The sequence below is a fragment of the Rickettsia lanei genome (assembly GCF_056242675.1).
In genome coordinates this window covers 1,068,630-1,092,430 of the sequence record NZ_CP172233.1, presented here as the reverse complement: position 1 = coordinate 1,092,430, position 23,801 = coordinate 1,068,630, and the positions used below count along the sequence as shown (strand labels likewise).

Sequence of the window (23,801 nt, the reverse complement as noted above, 5' to 3'; positions counted from 1 at the left end):
CCAGCATGTAACCAGCATATAGCACTAAGAGAACTGAGAAATCTTGAGAGTAATGGGGTTTATAAAGGATTAACTTTTTCGTGGGTAACGAGAAAGCCTAGCCCTAAATTCACTATTTACAACTAATTTTACAAGATTTTTATCAGTTTTTTTCATTTTTTGGCAAAAATAACCTCACAGAATCAATAGGGGGGGCTATGTGGTATAAAATCAAGTATAGGGGGATTTTTGTAAACTTTTTTTAAAGATAATTAATCGCTTATTATTAAAAATTTTTATTTTTTTATTACTAGCAATAATCTGTGTTATTTGATAAAATTAAACCTAAAAAGAAAGGGAAAGTTATGAGTAATATTAACGCTAAGTTTTACATACCATTGGTGTCACTACTTGTTTACAAGATTTTTATCAGTTTTTTTCATTTTTTGGCAAAAATAACCTCACAGAATCAATAGGGGGGCTATGTGGTATAAAATCAAGTATAGGGGGATTTTTGTAAACTTTTTTTAAAGATAATTAATCGCTTATTATTAAAAATTTTTATTTTTTTATTACTAGCAATAATCTGTGTTATTTGATAAAATTAAACCTAAAAGAAAGGGAAAGTTATGAGTAATATTAACGCTAAGTTTTACATACCATTGGTGTCACTACTTGGTATATTCATTTATTTACTAAATTATTTTAATAAAATATCTCAGTGTTCTTTAGTATTTGTGTTTTTAGCTATAACTACCAATATTATATCTGAGCTATATGGTAGAAATAGAGCTTTGATTGCTGTGGCGTTATGTATAATAGTAAGTTTTGGTTTGTTATGGAACTTCAATTATTATATTCATGGTCGTGTTATTAAAGGAGTTGTTTTTGCATCTTTTGTATCTGTATTATTATCAACATATTGTAGTACAAGTATATTTTCACAACTTAAGCCAAGATGTTCTTTGAATACAAGAAATTTTGCTAGTTTAATAATGTGTGCTGTCGTAGATGGTATTGTGATGTCAGGATTTTTTGTAAATGTATTCTCTACAAGTAAAGTTTTGTCGATATTTTATAAAGAAGTATTATATAAATGTGCATATTCATTAACAGTTTATATATGTATATTTTTAGTTCAAAAAGTATATGGCAATAATGGGAGTGTCCGCGAACTGAAAAATTTTTGAATAAAAAATATAGCTAACCTTAGCTCGATGTAACAAGTTCTAGCTAATACTATCGTTTATTTGAACAACAATACATTTAGATTTATAACATGTTTTATAAAAGTATAAAAATCCGTCTACATTATATTTTGTCTCTTATCTTTGTTAAAACTTCAGTATATCACTTGCAGATTGCTGAATAATACACTATAAATAGCTGGAATATTATATTATTTTATAGAGATTATGATTATTAAGGTAATATTTGTCTTGTTAATTCCTTTTATTAAGTGGTTGTACTTTTAATAATAAGGTTAAATTACAGCAAGATTATACAACACAATACAACGTAGAATTACAAATGTAAAGGATACTACTAAACGGTATAAGCAAACTAGTTATGAACATAGTACAGACACTTTTAAATCTTTTGCATATGAAATTGAACAAAAAAATTATGGAATCTCCGTATGCATTTGAAGATGCTGTAAAATACTAGACAACAATTAACCAGAATTATTGAACAATACAAGGAAGAACAAAATAGACAAGAGCACATTGCTGCTGATTATGCAAGACAGCCATCGCATGCTGAAGGGTTGCAAAACCAGTTAAAGAGTTATGGGGCAGCAGTTCAGAGTCAGTTGGATAGCTATTGGCAGAGATTTAGAATAGCGGGCTGGGAGGTATCAAAAATCTGCAAGAACTACTGGATTAGTACAAGGATTGGGGCTAACGGCTTTAACCTTTGGACTTGGGTCAGGATTAGGAGCAATTGGTGCTAAGGGTTCAGTATTTGCTGGGATAGGTTCAGGAATCGAAATGTTATCTCCGCTTGTTGGTATAGGTCATTATATGAATAGAGCCGATATTGGTCGTAAACTTGCTGGTTTTGAAAGAATTAATCTTAACAACAATGATCCAAGTATAGGTGCTGATTTGTCGCGAATGGCAAAATACGGTCCATCAGGATTAAGAAAAATGGCAATAGCTGAGCTTGGTGGTCTAAAACAATCGCTGGAACATTTTAATATATCAGTACCACGATTAAAAGATTTACCGCCGTTACATGAATCTCTTGGCAAGATCATATCCCTTAAGGATATTGAAGGATTAACCCTAGGCTTGCCTAGTATGACTGCAGCGAGTGGCAAAAAATATAACCATGCAATGCTGTATAATAGTGATTTCCTCAAGAAACTTAAGAAAGTATCAAAAAAATTGGCAACACCATATTTAACAGCTAATACAAGTGTAAACTCAAGAGTTATGAACTATGCATGATAATGAATTAAACAAAAAGATTGAATATTTTGATAATCTGAAAAGCAAGCGGGAAAAATGGAATCAGATATGGGATGAGCTAAAGAGATATGTCTGTCCACAAACTGAGAGTAATAAGGTAATATTTGATTCTACTTCCATTTGGTCAAGGGAACAATTAGCCTCAGGTTTACAAAGCTTGCTAGTTAATCCATCACTGAACTGGTTTAACCTGAGCATAGTAGTGGAGGATGAAAATCAATACCAAAGTAAATTAACATCAGCTGATGAACATGTTAGCCCAAATGATAGAAAAAGCCATAATGGATATATTCAACAATTCAGCTTCTAATTTCTACAATCAGATTCATCAGTTTTTTCTAAATCTAGCTGCCTTTGGTACAGCGATATTCTATGTTGAAGAAGACCTATTATTGCCCCAAACTCTATTTTTTCGTAATATTAATTTATAGGAATGTTATTTTGAAGAAGATAAATTTGGTTTTGTTAATACCATGTACCGACTATTTATAAAGCTGCATCAGCTCAATGGCCAGACTTTGCCGATTTCAAGGAAAGACTAGCTAAGAATCCTGATGAAACAGTAGAGATATTGCACATAGTTAGCCCACAAAGTGAGAATCAGAGAGGTAAAGGTGGAAAAAAAGGGTTAATGACAACACTTGCCTATAGCTCAGAATATATCTACTTATCTGAACAAAAAATTATCAGTCAATCAGGATATTCATATTTTCCGTTTTTTGTTACGCGGTGGATTAAAGGAGAAGGTCAAGTATACGGCTATGCTCCCACCATGCTATCTAAAGAGTTTAAAAGAATTGTTGCTATTTCTGCACTAGCATCTATAGAACTTTTTACATTTTTTAATGGTTCTATTCATTCCTCCGCTACAATTAAAGCCTTTTGTGATTTAAACTCTATTATTTTATTGTATGACAATGCTATAGGATTAAATTTTGAGACTGCTGAAGATTTAGGATTTTTTATCATAATAAATACTTATTAATAAATAGGCATGTATTATAAAGTAAACCCACTATTTTGTAAAGAAAATACTAATTTTTAATTAAAGTTAATAACTTGAAGCATTTCTATTGGTATTTCACCCCCACTATTTTAACTCTTAATAAACACCAATTCGTTATCAGATGAGTGTTTAGTACTAAATGCATAACCTAAATATGAGAAATTCTTAAGTAGCTCAGGTGAGTCAATTAGGTTGTTAGCAATAACCTTGACCATCGCCCCTCGAGCTTTTTTAGCATTTATACCGATTGTTGATAATTTACCGTTCCTATTTTCTTTAAAATGAACGTTAACTAATTGATATTTAAGTTTATTTGGGTTTATTACAGATGAATATTCTTGTGATGCTAGGTTGAGTAAATATTTATTTTCCTGTGTAGCAAGAATTTTATTAATATAATTAGTGACTTCATCTTGCCAAAAGTTTGTTAAATTTATTTCATTTAATTTTGTTGCCATTTCTAATCTATACGGCTTAATAGTATCTAGCGGTTTTAAGACTCCGTAAAGTCCTGATATAATAAGCAAATGTGATTGCAAGAAATTTAATGCATGATTAGTTAATTTTTCTATATGTATATTATTAAAAACATCTCCTGCATAAGCAAAAATAGTCGCTTTACTCTCTTGATTATCAAAATCCTTAAATCTTTCTTTATTTATAGATGCAAGTTTTGCACTTATATTCATTATTTTCGATAATTGATTCTCAGAATAGCTTTGGAGTGTAGAAAGTAGTTGATTAGTTAACGTAAGGAACACTGGAATCGTCAGCTCCGTCTTGGGAGCTAACTTCTCGAAATTTAGAGTTTTAGCAGAAGAAATAATAGCAAGCATTTCTATCGAGCCGGAGTACTCGGAAGAGATGCAGTAGTGCGAGCGATATTTCTGTTAGTACTATCGATTGTTTGCATAATTGCATAGCTTGGATCACCGTCAAGCTCTACTACTTCTTTGGGTTTCGTAGTTTTTGGACTGGTACAGCCAATTAAAGCTATAGAAGCAAATAAAATTATTAAATACCTTATCATAAATACCCTGTTTTAATTTTACACTTAAGATAGCTGCCTATTATTATAATGTCAAGTGAGAGGAAAATTTTATTACCCTACCCTATAACCTTTCAGTAATAGTCTAAAGATTCTTCATAATATTTTAAATCTAATTCTGCATAATTTAAATTAGGTTCATCTTTGTTGCTTTCTATTTCGGGTTCAGGTTTAAGCTTATCATAATTTTTTCTAGTTTTTCAATAATATTCTAAAGTTTCTTCATATTCCCATCTAGGTAGAGGGTGATTATCAGATTCTTTTTCTAAATATATCATTATTGATGATGTTTTTTCCTTTAAAGATTCATTACATAATTCTTCAACAATAGGATAATATTCTTTCTGATTCAGATACTAAAGGCATGATTGTTGGTGTACTATCATTTAAGTAATTATATAATGCTTCAAAAAAAGAATCATATTGCCTATTACCTATAATATCGTGATATATAAAAGAGTCTATATTAAGTGTTTGAATAATCAGCTTCCCATCTATCGATAATATTTTTTTGAAGAGTTCTAAATCTTCAGTATGAAGAGCCATGGAAATTTATTCCTTAAATAAATTTTTAGGCATTCTGTAATAAATCGTATTATAGAATTTTTCGCTTTCAGGAAATTTGCGTTTGCGGATAGAGAAATTACCGAAATTTCTGATTTCGATACGCTTTTGTTGTTTAAGAGATTCGTTTAAATAATCTAAAATTAAATCTACTGAATCTTTAACATCTTCTTTAGAAAGATAATTCAGCTTATTATGTATTTTATCTATTAAATAATTCTTAGTAATCATTATTAAAAAATCGCTTTGATTCCGTTAAAACTATTTTTAAAAAAACTAGGTGCTATACTATCAAAATCTTCAAGTATTAGGTCCATTAATTTTGGTTTTGGTTTTAATTGATAATCTTTAACTAGTAGATTAACATTAATTTTCTGAACTTCCTGTAACCATTTTAATGCAGTATCTTCCGAGCCTATAGCATCCACAAGCTTTAACTTTAAAGCCTGACGACCTGAATATACTCGTCCGTCTGCGAGCTTTTTTACTTCTTCTATAGGAAGATTACGCCTCTCTGAAACAAGTTCAAGGAAGAAATTATAAGTATCTTCTATATTTTCCATAATGGCTACCCGCACTGCTTCCGTCAGTTTTTCGGTAGGATTTGGGACAGCTTTTAATTCACCCGATTTGAAATTATTAAACTTAATCCCCAATTTTTGAGCAAGCTCCGTTACCTCGGCTGTTTGTAGTATTACACCGATTGAACCCGTAATAGTTCCGTTATGGCTGATAATATAATCACCTCCAAGAGAGATTAAATAACCGCCGCTTGCAGCTATTGTTCCCATAACTATCACTACCGGCTTTTTTGCGGATATTTTACGCAGAATATTATAAATTTTTTCAGCGCCGACTACCGTACCGCCGGGAGAATTTACGTTAACTATTAACGCTTTAATATGAGAATCATCGATTATTTTTTTGAGTTTTTTGTCACGCTTTTCGTCTTCAAGAATTATTTCGTCTATTAATACGGAAGCTATATAGTCTTCATTACTATTAATAGGTAACACCTCTTTTGGAGCAAAATCTTTACCGACTAGTAAGAATACGATCGCAATTAAAATAATAGCTGCTAGCTTCCAAATTAACAAACGAGATTTTATTTGTCTTCTTTCAATTAAATAATCAGGTGTTATACTCATGATCTTATATACTTTTTTAGAATACTAAATGCAGACCTATACTGTGACAGGCGTGAGGAGCGAAGCCTATAATATAATAAGGTGAAGCCGACGCACAACGAAGCACAATATAGGTTATAGACCGTTCTTAGGACGTTCAGGACTCTTCATCATCTCAAAAAACTCACCGTTAGTTTTAGTATTTTCAAGTTTTTTGAGTAAAAATTCTATTGCTTCACTGCTACCCATTGGATCGATAATACGACGAAGGACCCACATTTTATTTAATATTATTTTATCTACTAATAAATCTTCTTTTCTAGTTCCTGATCTAGTTATATCAATAGCCGGATAAATACGCTTATCGGCAATCTTACGATCTAGAACTATCTCGGAATTACCTGTACCTTTAAACTCCTCAAAAATTACCTCATCCATACGAGAACCGGTTTCAATTAAAGCCGTACCGATTATAGTAAGCGAACCGCCGTTTTCAATATTTCTTGCTGCTCCGAAAAATCTTTTAGGTCTCTGAAGAGCATTAGCATCAACACCGCCCGTTAATACTTTACCTGATGACGGCACTACGGTATTATAAGCACGAGCTAAACGTGTTATCGCATCTACTAAAATTACCACATCTTTTTTATGTTCTACTAAACGCTTTGCTTTTTTGATAACCATTTCTGCAAGCTGCACGTGCCTACTTGCCGGTTCATCGAAAGTAGAGCTAACAACCTCCCCACGTACGGAACGTTGCATATCGGTTACTTCTTCAGGTCTTTCGTCTATTAACAGTACTATTAAAAATACTTCCGGATTATTGGTTGTAATTGCATGTGCTATATTTTGTAATAGTACGGTTTTACCTGTACGAGGCGGTGCTACTATTAATGCACGTTGTCCTTTACCCATAGGGGCAACAAGTTCAATAACCCGTGTACTAAAATCCTTACTATCTTTACTATTATTTTCAAGTTCTAATCCTAATTTTTCATCAGGGTATAAGGGGGTTAAATTATCAAAATGAACACGATGATAAGCTTTAGAAGGGTCTTCAAAATTTACTCTATTGACTTTCAGTAAAGCAAAATAACGTTCCCCGGCTTTTGGAGCTCTGATCTGACCTTCTACAGTATCACCGGTACGCAGACCAAAGCGACGAATCTGACTAGGAGAAATATAAATATCATCAGGGCCTGCTAAGTAGTTTACTTCCGGCGAACGTAAAAAACCAAATCCGTCAGGTAGTACTTCAAGTACCCCCTCTCCCACTATTAAAACTCCCTGCTCTACGGATTTTTTCAAAATTGCAAAAACTAATTCTTGTTTAAGTAATGAATTAATATTTTCAATTTTTAATTCTTCTGCTTGAGCTTGTAGTTCCTCCGGTAATTTACGTTTTAATTGTTTTAAATTAATAATATTACCGTTCTCTGCAAAATTATTATAATTGTTATTGGATTCGGTATTGTTAAGTTCTGCTGTGGATTCTTTATTAGTTGTGTTCATTATTTTATTATTAATAGATTATAATTGAAAAGTTGAGTTAGCAATCAAGTTTAAAGGTAAGTAATATACTTATTTAAGTTAGGAATCAAATTAGATTTTTAGAAAGTTTTATTTATTCTTGTGGTTTAAAGAATTATTTATCTTGTTAGCTTATCAGAGCTGGCTATGTATGTAAAACCATACTAACAACGTTAATAGCACATTGTCAACCCAAATCGTCATTGTGAGCAGGTAATTGGTAAATGGTCATTGCGAGAAAATTACGAAGCAATCTTGGGAGTGTATTATTATTGCATGAGATTGCTGCACAGCTTACGGCTGCGTAGCTCATGACGACCTTGGTAACCTCTTCTCGCAATGACGGATGAATCAATCCACGTAACTCTAGCAATCTTTTGATTTTAACAATAACACATTTGTATTAAGTAATGGCATGCATACCTTTTTAACTTCATTTAATAAGGCCTCATTGCTTATTGCTGGGTTTAATTCGTTGCGTACCGCATCAAATATTTCTCTTAAACTTTTCTCTTCTACCATATATTTAAAAATATATTTAGTGCTTCTAAATATCGACATTGAGATATTAACATTATTTAATATTCCATTATTAATAGTAAAATTAATAGCATTATTTACTGCTGAAGGATTAGATTCCAAATGCTCATAAATTTGTTTAGCAAAATTGGCAATATTATGGAAGTACGGTATATTATCAAGGTCATCAAGAGAGGCTACACTATCTTTTTGATTTGATACGTAAAATGAATGTTTAATAATATTACCGGTAAGTATTTCAGAAATTGCTTCTCTAGTTACTTTATCCATCTTTTTAACTTTTTGTAGAAGTGAAAAATCTTTTATATAATTTTCCGGTCTTAATAAAATTTTCTCTAAAGGATCAAGATAATCAACAAAATTTAAGCCTGCTTTTTCTACGAATTCATATAACTCAGGAACGGAATAGGCTCTATCCTGTTTGTGCAGGAACATATCATAAACTCCGACGTCACCGAAATTTTGGTAATCTGAAAATAACTCCCAACCTCTTTTATACCAGTTAGTAGCAGGCAAATTCTCTAGAATTAGCTTCCCGTTCATTACTTCTTCGATACGGCTTTTAGTATCTTTATTTATCATTTTCATTACATCCTGAATTTGATAAACACCGGTACGTCCGTATTTAGCATATACCATTAAACCCATACCGCCGGTCGGCTTTAAAGAATCTTTTAGATTTTTTAAACCTTCATCAGGATTTGCTAAATGATGAAGCACGCCGGTACAATTTATATAATCGAATTTTCCAAGTTTTAGATTAGGTATATTTAATATTGAATCATTAATCCATTTAATATTTCTAAGACCTCGTACTTCTGCACGTTTTTGTGCTACTTCCATGCTAGGCTTGCTGAAATCTAGATATATTATTTCGGCATTTTTATCTTTTAACTGCTCGGCAAGATAAATAGTCGAATCACCGGTGCCGCCGCCTGCTATTAAGCATCTAAAATTATTATTAAAATTTTCTTTTCCTTGATATAGAAAATGGTTTAATTCTCCTAAGAACTCACCGCATGTTGCAAGTAAATATTCTTGTTCTTGATTTGGGTCTCTGAAAGGATAAGGATAATCTTGATAATGCTCTTGTACTTCTGCTAAGTCTTTAGAAATTGTAGTATTTTTTGTTTTCTTTAAATTGCTCATAAATTATTATTTTTTACGTTGTTATTATATATACTTAGCATATCTACTCTTTTAGCAGTATATCTTTTATAATTAATTGAATAGTATAATTATCTTGCCAATTATTAGTTTTTAACGTTCCTATTGCGGCAATATTTTTTGCTTTAGGGCTTAATAAAACATCTTCAAATGCAGTTCCTACCGAATTAAAAGCAATAGCAGATAAGGCTTTATTACCAAAGCCTCGCTTATTTGGAACAAGCATACATTTAATATGCTTACTTCCAACGATATCCGCTTTTAATACAAATAAATCATCAAATTTAAATATAGGCTCATGATTTCCTTGACCGAAAGGCTCTAAAGTGTTTAATTCCTCCATTAAAGGGAAATTCACACTATTAACCGTTAAATCAATATCATATTCCGCATGCTTATAATTTTCTAGTTTAGTTATACTAATTCTAAAAGCATTATTAAAAAAATTCTGCAATTCTTGTAATTTTTCAGCCGTTACGGTAAAACCTGCCGCCATAGCATGACCTCCGCCTGCTATTAGCAAATCTTTGCTTTTAGCATTGATAATTTCAGCACCAAAATCAATACCTAAAATAGAACGGCATGAAGCTTTACCAATCCCGTCATTTAAAGCTATAACTGCCACCGGCTTATCAAATCTTTCTTTTAATTTGCCGGCAACGATTCCTATAACGCCTGGATGCCATCCTTCTTTTACGATAAATAATACACTACTCTCTTGTTGTGTCAAAGCAATTTCCATCGCTTCTTCTATCATTAATAACTCAATTACTTTACGCTCATTATTGTGTTTTTCAAGTTCTTTAGCTAATTTATTTGCTTCATTAGAACAACTAGTAGATAGGAGATGAGCCCCTAAACTTGACTTTCCTACTCTACCGCCTGCATTGATACGGGGACCTAGAATAAACCCTAAATGATAACATTTTGGTATTTCATGAAGCCCTGCCATATCATATAATGTTTTAATCCCTATATTTTGCCTTTGTTGCATTACTTTCAATCCGCTTGCAACAAATGCACGATTTAAGCCTGTTAATTTCATCATATCGCAAACAGTACCAAGAGCCACTAAATCTAGATACTGCATTAGATTAGGCTGAAGCATTGTTTGCGTGAAATAATTTTGCTTCTTTAAATTCGATAATATTGCAGTTGCAAATAAGAAAGCAACTCCTACGGCTGCCAAATGTTTATATTCGCTTTTTTCATCAATACGATTTGGATTTACTATAGCTACTGCATCCGGTAATATTTCCGTAGCTATATGATGATCGATTACTATAACATCAAGGTTAACGTCTTTTGCGTATTTTAGGGCTTCATGTGCCATAGCACCGCAATCAACCGTAATTAATAATTCTGTGCCGTTATCTTTAATTTTTTGCATAGCAAAAGGAGTTGGACCGTATCCTTCAGCTATACGATCAGGAACATAAATATCACATAGTATATTTAAATCTCTAAAAATATTTTTAAGTAAAGCGGCTGAAGTAGCACCGTCTACATCATAATCGGCAAAGATACATATTTTTTGGTTATTTAAAATAGCTGTAACAGTTCTATCTACAGCCTTTTCCATATCAAGTAGATGAAAAGGATCAGGTAATAAATTTTTGATTTTCGGTCTCAAGAAATTTTCTACTTCCTCTAGATTATTTACTCTTAATGATACTATTCTAGCAAGTAAATCACTAATTTTGAAACTACGACATAACTCGGTGACTATATCTTCGTTAATCAGTTTCTGCTGCCAGATTTTACCGTTTATAGATGCTTGTGGTTTCATTTGTTTATTAGGCTGTATTTTTGCTGTATATCGTCATTGTGAGTAGGCATTGTTGCGTGGATCAATTTCACCTCTGTTCACCCCGTGGCTTGACCACAGGATCCAGTTAAAAATACTAACATTATTAGTATTTTTTATTATTTTTATGGACTCCGTGGTCAAGCCACGGGGTGAACAGAGGTGAAATTGATCCACGCAACAATGCCTACTCACAATGACGATATACACTTATATCTCCAAAAGTTTTTTAGCTTCATCATCTGCAATTAAAGCTTCAACAAACTCATCTAATTGTCCGTTTTTAACTACTTCGTCTATCTTATAAAGTGTTAAGTGTATTCTATGGTCGGATACTCTTCCCTGTGGGAAATTATAAGTACGTATCCGCTCCGAACGATCTCCCGAACCTACCTGCCCTCTTCTGCTATCGGCTCTTTCTTGTTCCTTTTTACGTCGTTCTTCTTCATAAATTCTAGCACGTAGAATTTTTAACGCCTTTGCTTTATTTTTATGCTGTGACTTCTCATCTTGCAAGGCTACGGTAATACCGGTAGGGATATGAGTTATACGTACGGCAGAATCGGTAGTATTAACGTGCTGTCCACCAGCCCCTGAAGCTCTATAAGTATCGATTCTTAAGTCTTTATCTTCAATTTTAATATCAACCTCTTCAGCCTCAGGAAGTACTGCAACCGTTGCTGCCGAAGTATGAATACGTCCTTGTGATTCCGTTTCCGGTACTCTCTGTACTCTATGAACGCCTGACTCAAATTTGAGCTTAGAAAATACATCTTTGCCTTTTATTGACGCCGATGCTTCTTTATAACCGCCTATTCCCGTATCGGAAATTGCTAATATCTCAAAACGCCATCCTTTTAACTCAGCATATCTTTGATACATATTAAAAAGTACGGCAGCAAAAAGTGCCGCTTCTTCTCCGCCGCTTCCTGCTCTAACTTCAATAATAGCACTTTTACTATCCGCATCATCTTTTGGTAATAAAGCAATTTTTACGGCTCTTTCAAGTTTTGGTAACGAATTTTCAAGAGTGTATATTTCGTCTTCAATCATTTCTAAAGTGGCATTATCAAGTCCCACTTCTAGCTTAAAATTATTTGCTTCTTCAAGCTCAGATTTAGCCTTATTATATTCTTTAATTTTTGCTACAACATCTTCAAGTTCTGCATATTCTTTAGATGCCTTAACAAACTCGTCTCCCATAATGCCGGAAGATAGTTTATTGCCTAAATTTTCGTATTTGTCTAAAATTTTTGCTAAATTATCTGAAAAACGCATGTTATTTTATTGTGATTTGTTTATGGCTGAGATTTCAACGTTATTGCGAGAAGCAACTGAAAGTTACGATGAAGCAATCTCAGGATATTTGACGAGATTGTCACGCAGCCTATGGCTGCTCGTAATGACGACTTATATCAACATCAAAACAGGACTCTCTATAAACTTTTGAAATGCTGCCAAGAACTCAGCACCGACTGCTCCGTCTACTACTCGGTGATCGGCAGAAAGAGTTACGTCCATAATTGTGGCTATAGTTATTTGATCATTCTTGACTATAGCACGTTTTGCAATAGCTCCGACGCCCATTATACAACTTTGCGGTGGGTTAATTATAGCATTGAAATTCTTAATACCGTACATACCGAGGTTAGAAATGGTAAACCCTCCGCCCTGAAATTCTTCAGGGGTTAATTTATTATCTTTTGCTTTCTTTATTAATGCTTTCATTTCACGAGATAGTTCTAGAATGTTTTTTTGATTGGCATTTTTAACTATCGGTGTAACAAGCCCGTTCTCAATCGCTACCGCTACTGAAATATCGACATTATTGTAATATCTAATTGCATCTTCTCCCCAGCTAGCATTGGCATTTGGCACTTCTTGTAAAGCTTTGGCTACTGCTAAAATAATAAAATCATTAACCGATATCCTTGTTGATTTATCTTCAGAAAAAGATTTATTAATGTCTTCTCTTATATCTAACAATTTATCGACATTACATTCTATAGATAAATAAAAATGTGGAACTGTTTGTTTAGATTCAAGCAGACGCTTGGCTATAATCTTGCGGATATTATTATTTGGTACTAAACGATATTCTGCAGGATTTCTGCTAACTATTTTATTATGAGCAGTGCTAGGAGTATATGATAAGATATCTTGTTTGACTATTCTACCGTGCGGACCGCTACCTTTCACGCTCTCAAATCTAATATTTCTCATTTTTGCAAGTCTTTTTGCAAGTGGTGAGGCGAATATTTTACTAGCATCATGTTTTATAACTGTTACCTGTTCTTCTACATTAGTTATATTCTCGTGGGGTTTCGGAAGATTAGCATCTGTTTTCGGTGACGGTGATACACTATTATTTTTTGCAATAAACGCATCAATGTCTGTTTTTTCTTCTCCCTCTTCACTTAACACGGCAATTAAAGAGTTAACAGGTACATTTTGACTATTTTGTGGGATAACTATTTGGGCAAGTATACCTTCGTCTACTGCTTCTACTTCCATCGTTGCTTTATCGGTTTCAATTTCAGCAATTACTTCTCCAGGATTAACTTTGTCCCCTTCTTTTTTTAACCACCTAGCTAGATTTCCTTCCGTCATAGTTGGAGATAAAGCAGGCATTAAAATTTTAATCGGCATAACTTATTTAGATTTGACTTTTTATTGTTGTTATTACACGTCATTGCGAGGAGAGGCCAAGCCTCGACGCGGCAACCTCATGAAACAGTAAAATTCCTGAGATTGCCACACTCTCTACGTTCACGCGCAATGACGATTTGAGTAGCTATTGCACCTTAATATCAGGGCTAACGATCATTATCATCTGTTTACCTTCCATTTTAGCATGCTGATCGATTTTAACGAGTCCTTCGAGCCCTACTTCTATACGTTTAAATAGTTCTTGACCGACCTCTTTATGAAGAATCTCTCGTCCCTTAAACCATAAAGAAATTTTTACTTTATCTCCGTCTTTTAAAAATTCTTTTATTTTTCTTAACTTAGTTTCAAAATCACCTATACTAATATTAGGTTTAAATTTCATTTCTTTAAGTACGATGATTTTTTGTTTTTTGCGTGCTTCATGCAAACGTTTTTTGCTTTCGTACTTAAACTTACCAAAATCTAGAATTTTACAGACAGGGGGTACAGCATTCGGTGATATCTCGACTAAGTCAAGACCGGCTCTTTCCGCCATATCTAATGCTGCTCTAATATTTACGACGCCGTGCATTTCGCCGTTTTCGCCTACTAAACGCACTTCTCTAGCTCTGATTTCTCTATTAGCCTTAGGAAAATTATTTTTAGAAATAAAATGTCTCCGTATTATGTTTATAAATAAATATATATTGGATTTAACTTATTTTATTTAAAATTACAAGTAAATAAAATATTTTATCTTTAATTTTATTTAGAAAGTTTTAAAAAAAATTGAAACTACAAGGCAAATTCCAAATATTAATAAACAGATTCGTGTTAATTTAGCGACTCTTGCCTGTATTTTCAAGTTTTTTAGGTCTATAGCATGCTTATGAGCTTGCTCTTGTTGTGCCATATGCATTAATTCCTGTAAAGTACCGGGATAAATACTCTCATACTCACTGATTAAATCAATTGGCGGTAATATATGTTCAAATTTTTTACGGTAAAAATTATTATCAGGTTCGTTTACACTAAAAGTCTTAGCATAACCTTTATTTAATCTATTATTTTTATTAAAAAAACGTTTAGTCTCTTTCATATCCCTGTGTTATTTTTTGAAATGTATATAATATATTACTTTCAACTATTTTAAAATAATCAATTAATTGCGTTTCTTTTTTTTGCTGTTGTTTGGAGCTTTTCATATTTATTATATTCTGTAGCTCTGCATATACTAGTTTTATAAAACTTTGTTTCATTGATTATACTAAATTTATAAAATCTGTTTTTGGTATTAGCGGTTCGCCCCTAAAATTTATAGCATTATTAAATTTATTGCAACAGGTTATAAAATTTTTATCACATCCGGCAGTAATTTTTACTTCCTCGGCATCTTTAACATAATCCGGTATAATATCCTCTAATATAATCAAATTACCGAAATTGCTTAGAACTTTACTGTTAAAACGATTTTGCTGAATATAATTTGACCGCCGTTATAATAGCCGTTTTCCTCAAAAATACCTTCAATGATTATATGGTTTTGTGCGGAATCGTTAAATTCTGCTTCTTTTAAATCTAAACTGGAATTCGGTAAAAAAACTCTCTCTTCACTTTTTATAGCATGATCGCTATTTGTTAAGTTTAATTCCCCACCGCTAGCTCGCTTAATTTAAAAACAATAAACAAAATTCGTAAGCTTTGTAATTACCTCTTCAATCGCAATACTCATATAATCACCTCCACTAACTCTATGTTGTATAACGCTATAGAACCGTCATTACAATAAGAATATTCAAAACTATCTATACTAAATCTAATTGCTACGTCAAAAGTAAAATCAGCAGTTCAAATTACATCTTGACCTAAGGGACTTGGTAAGGTCACTATACCATCGTTGTAATCTACAATGCCCATAGTTCTGACATTATTCATGTATAGAATGACACTATTATTAACCGGTTTAGTGATAACTCGTTCGTAAGGAGCAATAGGATCGCCATATATCTTCCTTAGCTGAAATTTATTTAAATTACCGTCCCCTTTAGCAATAACTTCGTTAATTCCTCTATAATCTGCATAATTCCTAAATCTCAAAGCAAAATTACTTCCACATCTTGCTTTAAAAAAGCTATTAAATTGCTCAAATTCCGTACTGCTTAACCTTGCATTTTTGATTAAATATTTCTGACTCGTTAATTGTGAAAGGATCTTCACTATTTTGCTGTTGACATATTTCAATAGTTTTTACGTGAGTAACAACACTTGGTTTGAGAAATTTTTCATTAATATTTACTGACAATAAGGAGGTATTTATACATTGTTCATGCTTAAGTTCTCTTCCGACTAAGACCATAATATCTCTAAATTGTGTTATATTTATATTTTGAAGTTCCTAATTAGGCATTTTTTATTACTTCGTCATATAATTCTACTAAACCTTCACATGCGTTATTATTACCCGTAAATAGTGTACATTTAAAAGCTTTTTCAATTTTATAAAATCTTGCATTAATGTACGAATGTTATTAGAAGAAAGTTTTTTAAATTCGTTTAATGGCTCATATGCATTTGTTAAAAACGCTTGAGACAGATAACTTGGGTTGTTTAAATTGGAGCTTAAGTAGAAGTTAACAAAAATTAAATCTACAATTTAAATTTAGTAATATTTTTTGCTAAAAAAAAAGTTCGGCATTGGAAAAAGAGATTATTTTTTTGGACGGTAGTTGCAATATTATTCTGCCGGTATTATCGATATCTTTAAAAAGACCGGTTACTATATCATTTTGATATTTAACGCTAATATTTTCATATAACTTATAAGCATGTTCTAACCATTTTTTTCTAATAAAAGGAAAACCGTTATTATGCCAAATTTGATAATATTCTTCAAAATTTTCTATTAATATCTTAAGTAAAGCTTGCGGTTCTATAGGTGGTAGATTTTCGCTTATTAAGCTAGTAGTAGGCTGGTCGATATTATCAGGGTGATAGCTAATATTAATGCCGATACCGATAATAAGGTAATAATTATTTTCTACTTTAACAGATTCAAGAAGTATACCGGCAATTTTCCGACTGTTAATTAATACATCATTGGGCCATTTGAGTTGTATAATGTTATTTTCGTTCCTTATGTCATTCCTGCTTTCGCGGGAATGACATAGAGAACTATAGGAGTGACATAAAGAGGTTATACTATCATAAACGCTAAGTGCCGTAACAAAAGATAATTGCGGCACTAATTCTAGCTCTTTATCAGGCTTTATTAGTAAACTTACATGTAAGTTACCTGACCTAGACTGCCAGTTTTTGCCGCTTCTACCACGTCCATTAGTTTGAGATTTGGCAAGTACTGCATAGTTTGAATCAACTTTAGCATTCTGAGCCATTTTCATAGCCTCAGAGTTTGTACTGTCTAGCTTGTCAAAAACAATTAGTTTAAATTTACCGATATTCATTTTTTTGAGTAGCCGTCATTGCGAGGAAAGGCGAGCTTTGTTGCATGTCTTGAAAAACCCGCTTGATGTCATTCCTGCGAAAGCGGGAATGACATCAAAACACCTAACTCGCCCCCTACTGACATGACTTGTAGCTACACTATGTTTGCTTTGAATTTTTGGTGCTTCGCTTTTACTCTTAGTTATAAAGCTTTCTAAATCTTGTTTAGTCAATTTAAACTTAGCAATATTTTCATCAAAGGTTTTAGTTTTATCAAATCTTACATCTTTATTTTTATCTATTCCAAGTACCTCAATGAAACTATCTTTTATTTTACTTGAAGCAGCAGTATCATTTAAGGTATACAATAAAGCGTTCAATGAGTTTGTATCGGCTTTTAGTGTATTATTACGACTAGTGGCAGCAATAATTACATATTTTTTAAGCTTTTCATTTAATTCTTTTTCGTTTAATGCTCCGGTTTTACAAAATGATAATAACATCTTTGCTTCATCATCATGATTTTCAATAACTCCTTCTTGCCATTTAGAAGTATTATTTTCTTTTGACTGAATAAACATTTCTAACAATGTAGTGCCAAATGTTTTATGTAGATTGTTATTATCATAAACTTCATAAACATTATAGTAGAAATTTTTGATGGTCAAATATTTTATCTGCTTCTTTGCCAAGGTCATGATTATTCAAATGTTCTCTAGTTTGACAATATCCTTTAATATGCAAATAATTAGAATATTTGTGTGCATCTTTGAAATCCAAAGTATCTATTCCGGTAGTATCTAAAACAGCAGTGTTTAAAGCATTTTCACGTAACTGTTCATTAGTTGCTCTTAGAGTTTCAGTATATTTAAATTTTCCTCCTACTTTTGCAAGTGTCTTAAATAATATATCAGCTAAAAACTTTACAATATCACTTGGGCTTTCAAATTTTTTTGCACTATATATAGCAATATTTGCATCAGCTTCCATACACGTACCAAAAGCCATAGCTAGAGTTCTACCTTGTTTTTTAGCTAAGGTAATCTCCTCCATATTATCAGTTATTGTTTTTGTATCAAATTCCAGTTCATTGCCTTTAAAATATTTTGTCGGTATATTATCTCTATATCTGCCGTCTATATATTTTTTACTGTCAATTTCTACCGACTTAAAAACAAGCGGTATAGAAGCAGAAGCACAGTAAGCTAAAGTAATTTCAACATTTGGCGTATCAAAGCTATTGAAAATAGTTAGTTCACTTGTCTCTTGCTGAGTTGCCATAATTACTAAATCTTTATACTGCACTGGATTTTATTTTCGCAGTAACGTTATATCCTTAAAATATATTTTACCGTCTTTTTGGTTGTATCTTTCTCTTAATTCATCAAGAGCTTTATCATCTTTAACATTTACTATATCTGATCTCTGTAAAAAATTTCCTATATTTTCTTTAATAACAAGTTCTAATAGAGCATATAAAGGTTTACCGTCTTTATTTAACTGTACTATATCCACAGAAAATCCTTTTTTTCCAAGTAAAGTTTGCAGATTTGTATTTTTAGAAATTGCTTCAAATCGCTCAGGCGGGTGTCCCAAGAGCTACCACTGTGGCAGTTATAGCACCAGCGGAAGAACCTGCTACCGCCTTGACATTATCTAAAATACCAGCTTTTTTGCTGTCTCATAAGCTTCGGAATATATTGCTCCCTTAGCTCCTCCTCCACTAAAAGCTATATATTCGATAGGAGCTTTCTGTGCTTGCTCTAACTCCTGCAATGTTTTTATTTGATTGCTAGAAGATTGTTGAATTTTTTTTAGGTCTTTTAACTCCTCTAATATATCAGATTGCTCATTAACTACAGGAGTTTGTGACTCTTGCTTCAGATTATTAATAATAGGATGTTTTCTTACCTTTATATCAGCCATAGTTTTATTTTATTAAGTTATCTTCTACAAACTTCCAGTTGATCATATGCTTAATAAATATGTCAACATAATCAGGTCGTTTGTTACGATAATCAATATAATAAGCATGTTCCCATACATCACATGCAAAAAGCGGCTTCATACCGTGTGCTATAGGTGTACCGGCATTAGCGGTTTTTATAATTTGTAACCTATTATCGTGATATACAAGCCATGCCCAGCCGCTACCGAATTGCCCTACTGCCTCTTGCTTAAACTGTTTACAAAACTCTTCAAAACTACCGAAATCTTTATTAATTTGTTCTAATATTTTACCGCTTGGCTTACCTCCGCCCTGCGGCTTTATTGAATGCCAAAAAAAGGTATGATTCCATATTTGGGCTGCGTTATTAAAAATAGCCGTATTTGAGTTTTGTGATGACCATTCTATTATTTCTTCTAAATCTTTTTTTTGTAATTCTTCTTTATCTTTAAGTAAATTGTTTAGATTTTGTACATAAGTATTATGATGCTTACCATGATGATAATCAAAAGTCTCGAGAGTAAAATGTGGTTTAAAACTTTCTTTCTCATAAGGTAAATCAGGTAAGATAAAAGGATATGAGGTTTGATTAGATTTGTTGCAATAGGTCATGTTATTTTCTCCTATGTTGGTTTTTATATATTTATAGCGAGAACCAATACGTCATTGCGAGGAAAAATTGAAAATTTTGACGAAGCAATCTCAGGAGTCCTACTTTATGAGATTGCCACGCTCCTTGCAGTTGCTTGCAATGACGATTTAGTATCCACGCAGGCATGACATCATAGTAACTTATAAAAATCGGACGCTAAATAAAGCGATCCGGTTATTATAATATTTGCTTTATTATCGCCGTTTATCTTCTTTATATCACTAATCGCTTCTTCGAGTGAGTTGCTTTCGCTAAAATCAATACCACTCTTTCTGCCTTCCAAATTTATTGTTTCTGCACTATGGCTTAGCGGTTCGGATAAAACTTTAACGCCGTAACCTTTAATTGTCAAATCCTTAAAGTAAGAGCAAAATTCCTCAATATTCCTATTTTTAGTCATACCGAGTATTAAATATATCGATGATTTTAAATTATCACGCATCCAATTTGCCAAAACTTGAGCTCCGCCATTATTGTGAGCTACGTCTATCCAAATTTGAACATTATCACCTATTAATTTAGAATATTTTTTCGGTTCTATTTTTTCGATTCTAGCAGGCCAAATAGTATTTTGTAATCCTTTAGCAATAACCTCATTATTAATATTAAATTGTTTGTTAATAAGGCTTATTAAGGCAATAACGCTTGCAGCATTTATTAATTGATGATCACCAAGTAGTGCAGGAGTCGGAAACTCATAGGTAAAATTTCGTGATGAATAAATAAATCCGTTGTCCGTCTTTTTAATACCGAAATCATATTCATAACAGAAACTCGGTACTTCTAACTCTTCAGCCTTGGCAAATAATGTTTCATAAACTTCCAAAACTTGCATACTTATAACGCAAGGAACACAAGACTTCATAATACCAGCTTTCTCAACTGCTATTAGGGGTAATGTATTACCCAGCATATGCATATGATCATATGAAATAGGTGTAATTAAAGTAATTAATGGTTGTTCTACTATATTTGTTGCGTCTAACCGACCGCCTAGTCCCGTCTCTAAAATTAATATATCGGCTTTTGTTTTCTCAAATGCTAGAAACGCTGCTGCCGTAGTACCTTCAAAGAAGCTAGGTTCAATATTAAATTTTTCGCTTGCTACCCTCACCTGCTCACAAACCTGCCATAATTCATTATCCGAGATTTTCTCACCTGCTACTACGATTCGTTCATTAAATTCTAATAAATGAGGAGATGTATAGCAATGTACCTTATAACCGGCAAGCGTAAAGATGCTTTTAAGCATAGCACTACTTGAACCTTTACCGTTTGTACCTGCTATATGTATGACGGGAGGAAGCCTTAAATGAGCGTTACCTAAGGCTCTTAAAAGTCTTGCTATATTTTCAAGATCATATTTAATGTTATTTTTCCAGGTCGGCACGGGAAAATGAGGCATTAGCATTGTTATTGATTTTTTTCATGAATGATAGAGTTATACCATATTTGTTGTCAACTTAAAGATCGATGCCATTCCTGCAAAGGTGGTGTTTTTGCATGGCTCGAAACAGGGTAAAGCGAGATAAATCAAGCTTTTAGAAAGCTTAAAAGTAGCGGATTCCCGCTTGCGCGGGAATGACATCAAAACTTTAGATCAACTGTTTTTAGGCAATACTGAAGTTCATCGAATTTTTGGTTTTACTGCATTGATAAGTCCAATTAATAATACTGATTTAATTATTCCCGGTATTATAAAAGGTAATACGCCGCCGTAAAAGGCACCGCTTGCTCCTAAGAGTGTAGAGAGCCACATCCAGCCTAAACTCATAATAATTATATTACCGATCAAACATAAAGATATCTGATTTAACCATTGATTAGAAGTAAAAATTTTATCTTTTAAGCTAGCCATAACATATACGGCAATTACAAAACCTGCTAGATATCCTCCGGTAGGACCGAATAATATTCGTAAACCGCTTGAAAATTCTCCGAACACAGGGATTCCCATTGCTCCAAGAGTTATGAAAGATAATATTGTTAAAGGTGCGGTAGTCTTATTATATGTAAGTCCGATGAATATTACTGCAACGGTTTGCAATGAAATAAATATAGGCTTTATAGGTATTACTATTTGTGAACAAATAGTAAGTAATGTCACTCCTAAAACTATTTCTATTGCTTGCCTTGTGGTTAACGGTAGTGAGATTGAATTAAGTTGCATAAAATTACCGCATGATTTATTTTTAAGTAATTACACTAAATAGAATTATATAATGTCCTTGTCAAGAATATAAAAATGAAAATAAAAATTTATAATGATCTAGGAGTTTCAAAAGAAAGTATTAAGCATTGCGTGCATACCTTAAGACTTTATGCTCCAAAGTATAACGTAGATTATATTACTGCACAAGAAATTATAGACGAAAAGTGGGTTCAAAACACCTTATTACTTATTTTACTCGGTGGAAGAGATTTATACTATGTACAAAAATTGCAAGGCAAAGGAAATGCTAATATAAAGAATTATATTAAAAACGGTGGTAATTTTCTTGGGATATGTGCAGGCAGTTACTACAGCGGTAACTATGTAGAATTTGCTAAAGGAACAAATATAGAGGTTATAAGTAAAAGAGAATTAAAGATTTTCAATGGAACGGTTAGAGGACCATTGCTTGCTCCTTATTATTACAACTCACATAAAGGAGCAAGAGCCGCGTATCTAAAAATAAATCCAACACTTAATTTAAATATTAAGGATTGTTATGCTTTTTATAATGGCGGTGGATATTTTATTGATGCAGAAAATACCAAAGATACTGAAATAATAGCAAGTTATGAGGATTCTCAGGCTGCAATAATAAAATGTACTTACGGCGACGGGACAGCTATTTTAAGTGGAGTTCATCTTGAATATGATCCTGCACTCATAAAAAATCAATCTCTTAATAATATTCATAAAATACTAAAAGCTCATGATACGGAAAGAATCAAATTATTAAATTATATATTAGACTTCTTCGGAAACGCGCTTATAGAGAGGAATGTGTAGGAAACACGCAACACAACAGAACCGCAGCGTACGTAGAAGTACGTGAGAGGATGCGAGCAGCGAATTGACGCACAAATTAGCTCTAGAAGTAGAGTTTCCGAAGAAGTCTATTCAAAAATCTAAATCTGTATAATAGTTTGGAGGGGTAAAGCCAGGGATTCTATCTTGTAGTAATAACCTAAAAGCCGGTCTTGATTTAATTAGTGAATACCAATGTTTGATAAGCGTCCATTTATCCCAATAAATCTCACCGAAATAATCGAGTACCGATAAGTGACAACTTGCGGCAATATCAGCAATAGTGAGTGAATCCGATACAAGATAACTTCTTTTTTCTAGTAAAGAAGTTATATATTCTAAGTGATAATTTAAATTATTTTTTGCAATACGTAAAAACTCGGTTCGTGGGCTGCTCATTTTAGCAATTGATCTTATAACTTTTTCATCGATAATAATCTTAGTAACTTCACGATAAAATTTATCGTTAAACCAAAAGAATAATCGTCTAATTTCGCAACAAATATCAATATCTTCATCTAAAAAATTAAAATTCGGATATTTGCTATTAAGATATTCAACAAAAGGATAAATACCTACCACACATAAGCCGTATGATTCTGCTAAAATAGGTAAAGTTCCGGCAGGATTTATTTTTAAGAAATCTTTATTGAATTGCCAATAATCTTCTTTAATCGTAGTAAATTCTATATCTAATGCTTTTAAGAAGACACGGGCTTGTCTTGAAAGAGGACAAATAGGATTATGATATAACTTTTTCATTAAATTGTGTTACAGTCCTAGTCATTCCGCGACTTGATCGCAGGATCTATCAATATTTGTTAAGCTATTTTCTAAGCTCCCGCGATCAAGT

General features: G+C 32.6%; 24 protein-coding genes and 4 pseudogenes. 7 read left to right on the top strand and 21 right to left on the bottom strand.

Annotation, left to right across the window (positions count from 1 at the left end; genetic code table 11):
- The first annotated feature begins 608 nt into the window (after positions 1-608).
- The 6 genes and pseudogenes from ACHBLB_RS06220 (at position 609) to ACHBLB_RS06195 (ending at position 3,438) form a co-directional block, all read left to right on the top strand.
- Positions 609-1,169: a VUT family protein gene (locus ACHBLB_RS06220; protein ID WP_475841410.1), complete on the top strand. Its 561-nt coding sequence runs from the start codon at positions 609-611 to the stop codon at positions 1,167-1,169.
- 705 nt (positions 1,170-1,874) lie between these two features.
- Entirely contained in the window at positions 1,875-2,432 is a 558-nt protein-coding gene (locus ACHBLB_RS06215) for a hypothetical protein (RefSeq protein WP_475841408.1), read from the top strand.
- Positions 2,425-2,763, top strand: coding sequence for a portal protein (locus ACHBLB_RS06210; protein ID WP_475841406.1), 339 nt, complete (start codon positions 2,425-2,427; stop codon positions 2,761-2,763). Before ACHBLB_RS06215 ends, ACHBLB_RS06210 begins: the two co-directional genes overlap by 8 nt.
- Complete coding sequence (locus tag ACHBLB_RS06205) at positions 2,699-2,884, top strand: portal protein (RefSeq protein WP_475841404.1); 186 nt, start codon at positions 2,699-2,701, stop codon at positions 2,882-2,884. Before ACHBLB_RS06210 ends, ACHBLB_RS06205 begins: the two co-directional genes overlap by 65 nt.
- Before the next feature lie 53 nt (positions 2,885-2,937).
- Positions 2,938-3,219 (top strand): annotated as a pseudogene (locus ACHBLB_RS06200) (portal protein); the annotation flags it as partial.
- A 6-nt stretch (positions 3,220-3,225) separates the two neighbouring features.
- Positions 3,226-3,438, top strand: a complete 213-nt coding sequence (locus tag ACHBLB_RS06195) for a hypothetical protein (RefSeq protein WP_475842783.1) — start codon at positions 3,226-3,228, stop codon at positions 3,436-3,438.
- 110 nt (positions 3,439-3,548) lie between these two features.
- Here ACHBLB_RS06195 and ACHBLB_RS06190 read toward each other — a convergent pair whose 3' ends face one another.
- The 20 genes and pseudogenes from ACHBLB_RS06190 to ACHBLB_RS06095 all read right to left on the bottom strand — a co-directional run bounded on the left by ACHBLB_RS06190 (position 3,549) and on the right by ACHBLB_RS06095 (position 22,102).
- A complete protein-coding gene (locus ACHBLB_RS06190) occupies positions 3,549-4,295 on the bottom strand; it encodes a YaaA family protein (protein WP_475841402.1) in 747 nt (248 codons plus the stop codon).
- A 2-nt stretch (positions 4,296-4,297) separates the two neighbouring features.
- Positions 4,298-4,489 carry a hypothetical protein gene (locus ACHBLB_RS06185; RefSeq protein ID WP_475841400.1) on the bottom strand — a complete coding sequence of 64 codons (192 nt, stop codon included), beginning with the start codon at positions 4,487-4,489 and terminating at the stop codon, positions 4,298-4,300.
- Positions 4,490-4,828: 339 nt separating this feature from the next.
- Complete coding sequence (locus ACHBLB_RS06180; RefSeq protein WP_475841398.1) at positions 4,829-5,053, bottom strand: hypothetical protein; 225 nt, start codon at positions 5,051-5,053, stop codon at positions 4,829-4,831.
- Between the two features lie 6 nt (positions 5,054-5,059).
- A complete protein-coding gene (locus ACHBLB_RS06175; protein WP_475841396.1) occupies positions 5,060-5,302 on the bottom strand; it encodes an HU family DNA-binding protein in 243 nt (80 codons plus the stop codon).
- Positions 5,303-5,304: 2 nt separating this feature from the next.
- Positions 5,305-6,219: a signal peptide peptidase SppA gene (gene sppA / locus ACHBLB_RS06170; protein WP_475841394.1), complete on the bottom strand. Its 915-nt coding sequence runs from the start codon at positions 6,217-6,219 to the stop codon at positions 5,305-5,307.
- Between the two features lie 114 nt (positions 6,220-6,333).
- A complete protein-coding gene (gene rho / locus ACHBLB_RS06165; RefSeq protein ID WP_004998383.1) occupies positions 6,334-7,710 on the bottom strand; it encodes a transcription termination factor Rho in 1,377 nt (458 codons plus the stop codon).
- A gap of 384 nt (positions 7,711-8,094) precedes the next feature.
- Positions 8,095-9,417 (bottom strand): class I SAM-dependent methyltransferase, encoded by a 1,323-nt coding sequence (locus tag ACHBLB_RS06160; protein ID WP_475841392.1) that lies wholly within the window; start codon positions 9,415-9,417, stop codon positions 8,095-8,097.
- Between the two features lie 43 nt (positions 9,418-9,460).
- A complete protein-coding gene (gene recJ / locus ACHBLB_RS06155) occupies positions 9,461-11,224 on the bottom strand; it encodes a single-stranded-DNA-specific exonuclease RecJ (protein ID WP_475841390.1) in 1,764 nt (587 codons plus the stop codon).
- 228 nt (positions 11,225-11,452) lie between these two features.
- Positions 11,453-12,520 carry a peptide chain release factor 1 gene (prfA, locus tag ACHBLB_RS06150; protein ID WP_475841388.1) on the bottom strand — a complete coding sequence of 356 codons (1,068 nt, stop codon included), beginning with the start codon at positions 12,518-12,520 and terminating at the stop codon, positions 11,453-11,455.
- Between the two features lie 132 nt (positions 12,521-12,652).
- A complete protein-coding gene (locus ACHBLB_RS06145) occupies positions 12,653-13,891 on the bottom strand; it encodes a pyruvate dehydrogenase complex dihydrolipoamide acetyltransferase (protein ID WP_475841386.1) in 1,239 nt (412 codons plus the stop codon).
- 145 nt (positions 13,892-14,036) lie between these two features.
- Positions 14,037-14,510, bottom strand: a complete 474-nt coding sequence (gene infC, locus ACHBLB_RS06140; protein ID WP_475841384.1) for a translation initiation factor IF-3 — start codon at positions 14,508-14,510, stop codon at positions 14,037-14,039.
- A 150-nt stretch (positions 14,511-14,660) separates the two neighbouring features.
- Positions 14,661-14,990, bottom strand: coding sequence for a DUF2335 domain-containing protein (locus ACHBLB_RS06135; RefSeq protein WP_014362932.1), 330 nt, complete (start codon positions 14,988-14,990; stop codon positions 14,661-14,663).
- Between the two features lie 163 nt (positions 14,991-15,153).
- Entirely contained in the window at positions 15,154-15,324 is a 171-nt protein-coding gene (locus ACHBLB_RS06130) for a phage BR0599 family protein (protein ID WP_016916830.1), read from the bottom strand.
- 14 nt (positions 15,325-15,338) lie between these two features.
- A complete protein-coding gene (locus ACHBLB_RS06125) occupies positions 15,339-15,563 on the bottom strand; it encodes a hypothetical protein (protein WP_475842781.1) in 225 nt (74 codons plus the stop codon).
- Positions 15,564-15,619: 56 nt separating this feature from the next.
- Positions 15,620-16,108, bottom strand: a pseudogene (locus ACHBLB_RS06120) (phage distal tail protein, Rcc01695 family).
- Between the two features lie 429 nt (positions 16,109-16,537).
- Positions 16,538-17,352, bottom strand: a pseudogene (locus ACHBLB_RS06115) (biotin--[acetyl-CoA-carboxylase] ligase).
- A 111-nt stretch (positions 17,353-17,463) separates the two neighbouring features.
- Positions 17,464-19,258: pseudogene (locus ACHBLB_RS06110) on the bottom strand (patatin-like phospholipase family protein); the annotation flags it as partial.
- Positions 19,259-19,262: 4 nt separating this feature from the next.
- Positions 19,263-19,892 (bottom strand): superoxide dismutase, encoded by a 630-nt coding sequence (locus ACHBLB_RS06105; protein ID WP_475841382.1) that lies wholly within the window; start codon positions 19,890-19,892, stop codon positions 19,263-19,265.
- 170 nt (positions 19,893-20,062) lie between these two features.
- On the bottom strand, positions 20,063-21,343 hold the full coding sequence (locus ACHBLB_RS06100) for a folylpolyglutamate synthase/dihydrofolate synthase family protein (RefSeq protein WP_475841379.1): 1,281 nt from the start codon (positions 21,341-21,343) through the stop codon (positions 20,063-20,065).
- Between the two features lie 216 nt (positions 21,344-21,559).
- Complete coding sequence (locus tag ACHBLB_RS06095) at positions 21,560-22,102, bottom strand: biotin transporter BioY (protein WP_475841377.1); 543 nt, start codon at positions 22,100-22,102, stop codon at positions 21,560-21,562.
- A gap of 75 nt (positions 22,103-22,177) precedes the next feature.
- Between ACHBLB_RS06095 and ACHBLB_RS06090 the strand changes: the two genes are divergently transcribed.
- Entirely contained in the window at positions 22,178-22,930 is a 753-nt protein-coding gene (locus tag ACHBLB_RS06090) for a BPL-N domain-containing protein (RefSeq protein WP_475841375.1), read from the top strand.
- A 111-nt stretch (positions 22,931-23,041) separates the two neighbouring features.
- Here ACHBLB_RS06090 and ACHBLB_RS06085 read toward each other — a convergent pair whose 3' ends face one another.
- Positions 23,042-23,710 carry a glutathione S-transferase family protein gene (locus ACHBLB_RS06085; protein WP_475841372.1) on the bottom strand — a complete coding sequence of 223 codons (669 nt, stop codon included), beginning with the start codon at positions 23,708-23,710 and terminating at the stop codon, positions 23,042-23,044.
- Positions 23,711-23,801: the final 91 nt, after the last annotated feature.

Bases quoted from the DNA above. Each gene is read 5' to 3' on its own strand.
- ACHBLB_RS06185 (WP_475841400.1), bottom strand. From the start codon at position 4,489: ATGATAAGGTATTTAATAATTTTATTTGCTTCTATAGCTTTAATTGGC.
- ACHBLB_RS06085 (WP_475841372.1), bottom strand. From the start codon at position 23,710: ATGAAAAAGTTATATCATAATCCTATTTGTCCTCTTTCAAGACAAGCC.
- ACHBLB_RS06195 (WP_475842783.1), top strand. From the start codon at position 3,226: ATGCTATCTAAAGAGTTTAAAAGAATTGTTGCTATTTCTGCACTAGCA.
- ACHBLB_RS06210 (WP_475841406.1), top strand. From the start codon at position 2,425: ATGCATGATAATGAATTAAACAAAAAGATTGAATATTTTGATAATCTG.
- ACHBLB_RS06180 (WP_475841398.1), bottom strand. From the start codon at position 5,053: ATGGCTCTTCATACTGAAGATTTAGAACTCTTCAAAAAAATATTATCG.
- ACHBLB_RS06135 (WP_014362932.1), bottom strand. From the start codon at position 14,990: ATGAAAGAGACTAAACGTTTTTTTAATAAAAATAATAGATTAAATAAA.
- rho (WP_004998383.1), bottom strand. From the start codon at position 7,710: ATGAACACAACTAATAAAGAATCCACAGCAGAACTTAACAATACCGAA.
- ACHBLB_RS06100 (WP_475841379.1), bottom strand. From the start codon at position 21,343: ATGCTAATGCCTCATTTTCCCGTGCCGACCTGGAAAAATAACATTAAA.
- ACHBLB_RS06145 (WP_475841386.1), bottom strand. From the start codon at position 13,891: ATGCCGATTAAAATTTTAATGCCTGCTTTATCTCCAACTATGACGGAA.
- ACHBLB_RS06090 (WP_475841375.1), top strand. From the start codon at position 22,178: ATGAAAATAAAAATTTATAATGATCTAGGAGTTTCAAAAGAAAGTATT.
- ACHBLB_RS06175 (WP_475841396.1), bottom strand. From the start codon at position 5,302: ATGATTACTAAGAATTATTTAATAGATAAAATACATAATAAGCTGAAT.
- recJ (WP_475841390.1), bottom strand. From the start codon at position 11,224: ATGAAACCACAAGCATCTATAAACGGTAAAATCTGGCAGCAGAAACTG.
- ACHBLB_RS06105 (WP_475841382.1), bottom strand. From the start codon at position 19,892: ATGACCTATTGCAACAAATCTAATCAAACCTCATATCCTTTTATCTTA.
- ACHBLB_RS06205 (WP_475841404.1), top strand. From the start codon at position 2,699: ATGAACATGTTAGCCCAAATGATAGAAAAAGCCATAATGGATATATTC.
- prfA (WP_475841388.1), bottom strand. From the start codon at position 12,520: ATGCGTTTTTCAGATAATTTAGCAAAAATTTTAGACAAATACGAAAAT.
- ACHBLB_RS06190 (WP_475841402.1), bottom strand. From the start codon at position 4,295: ATGCTTGCTATTATTTCTTCTGCTAAAACTCTAAATTTCGAGAAGTTA.
- ACHBLB_RS06220 (WP_475841410.1), top strand. From the start codon at position 609: ATGAGTAATATTAACGCTAAGTTTTACATACCATTGGTGTCACTACTT.
- ACHBLB_RS06160 (WP_475841392.1), bottom strand. From the start codon at position 9,417: ATGAGCAATTTAAAGAAAACAAAAAATACTACAATTTCTAAAGACTTA.
- ACHBLB_RS06095 (WP_475841377.1), bottom strand. From the start codon at position 22,102: ATGCAACTTAATTCAATCTCACTACCGTTAACCACAAGGCAAGCAATA.
- sppA (WP_475841394.1), bottom strand. From the start codon at position 6,219: ATGAGTATAACACCTGATTATTTAATTGAAAGAAGACAAATAAAATCT.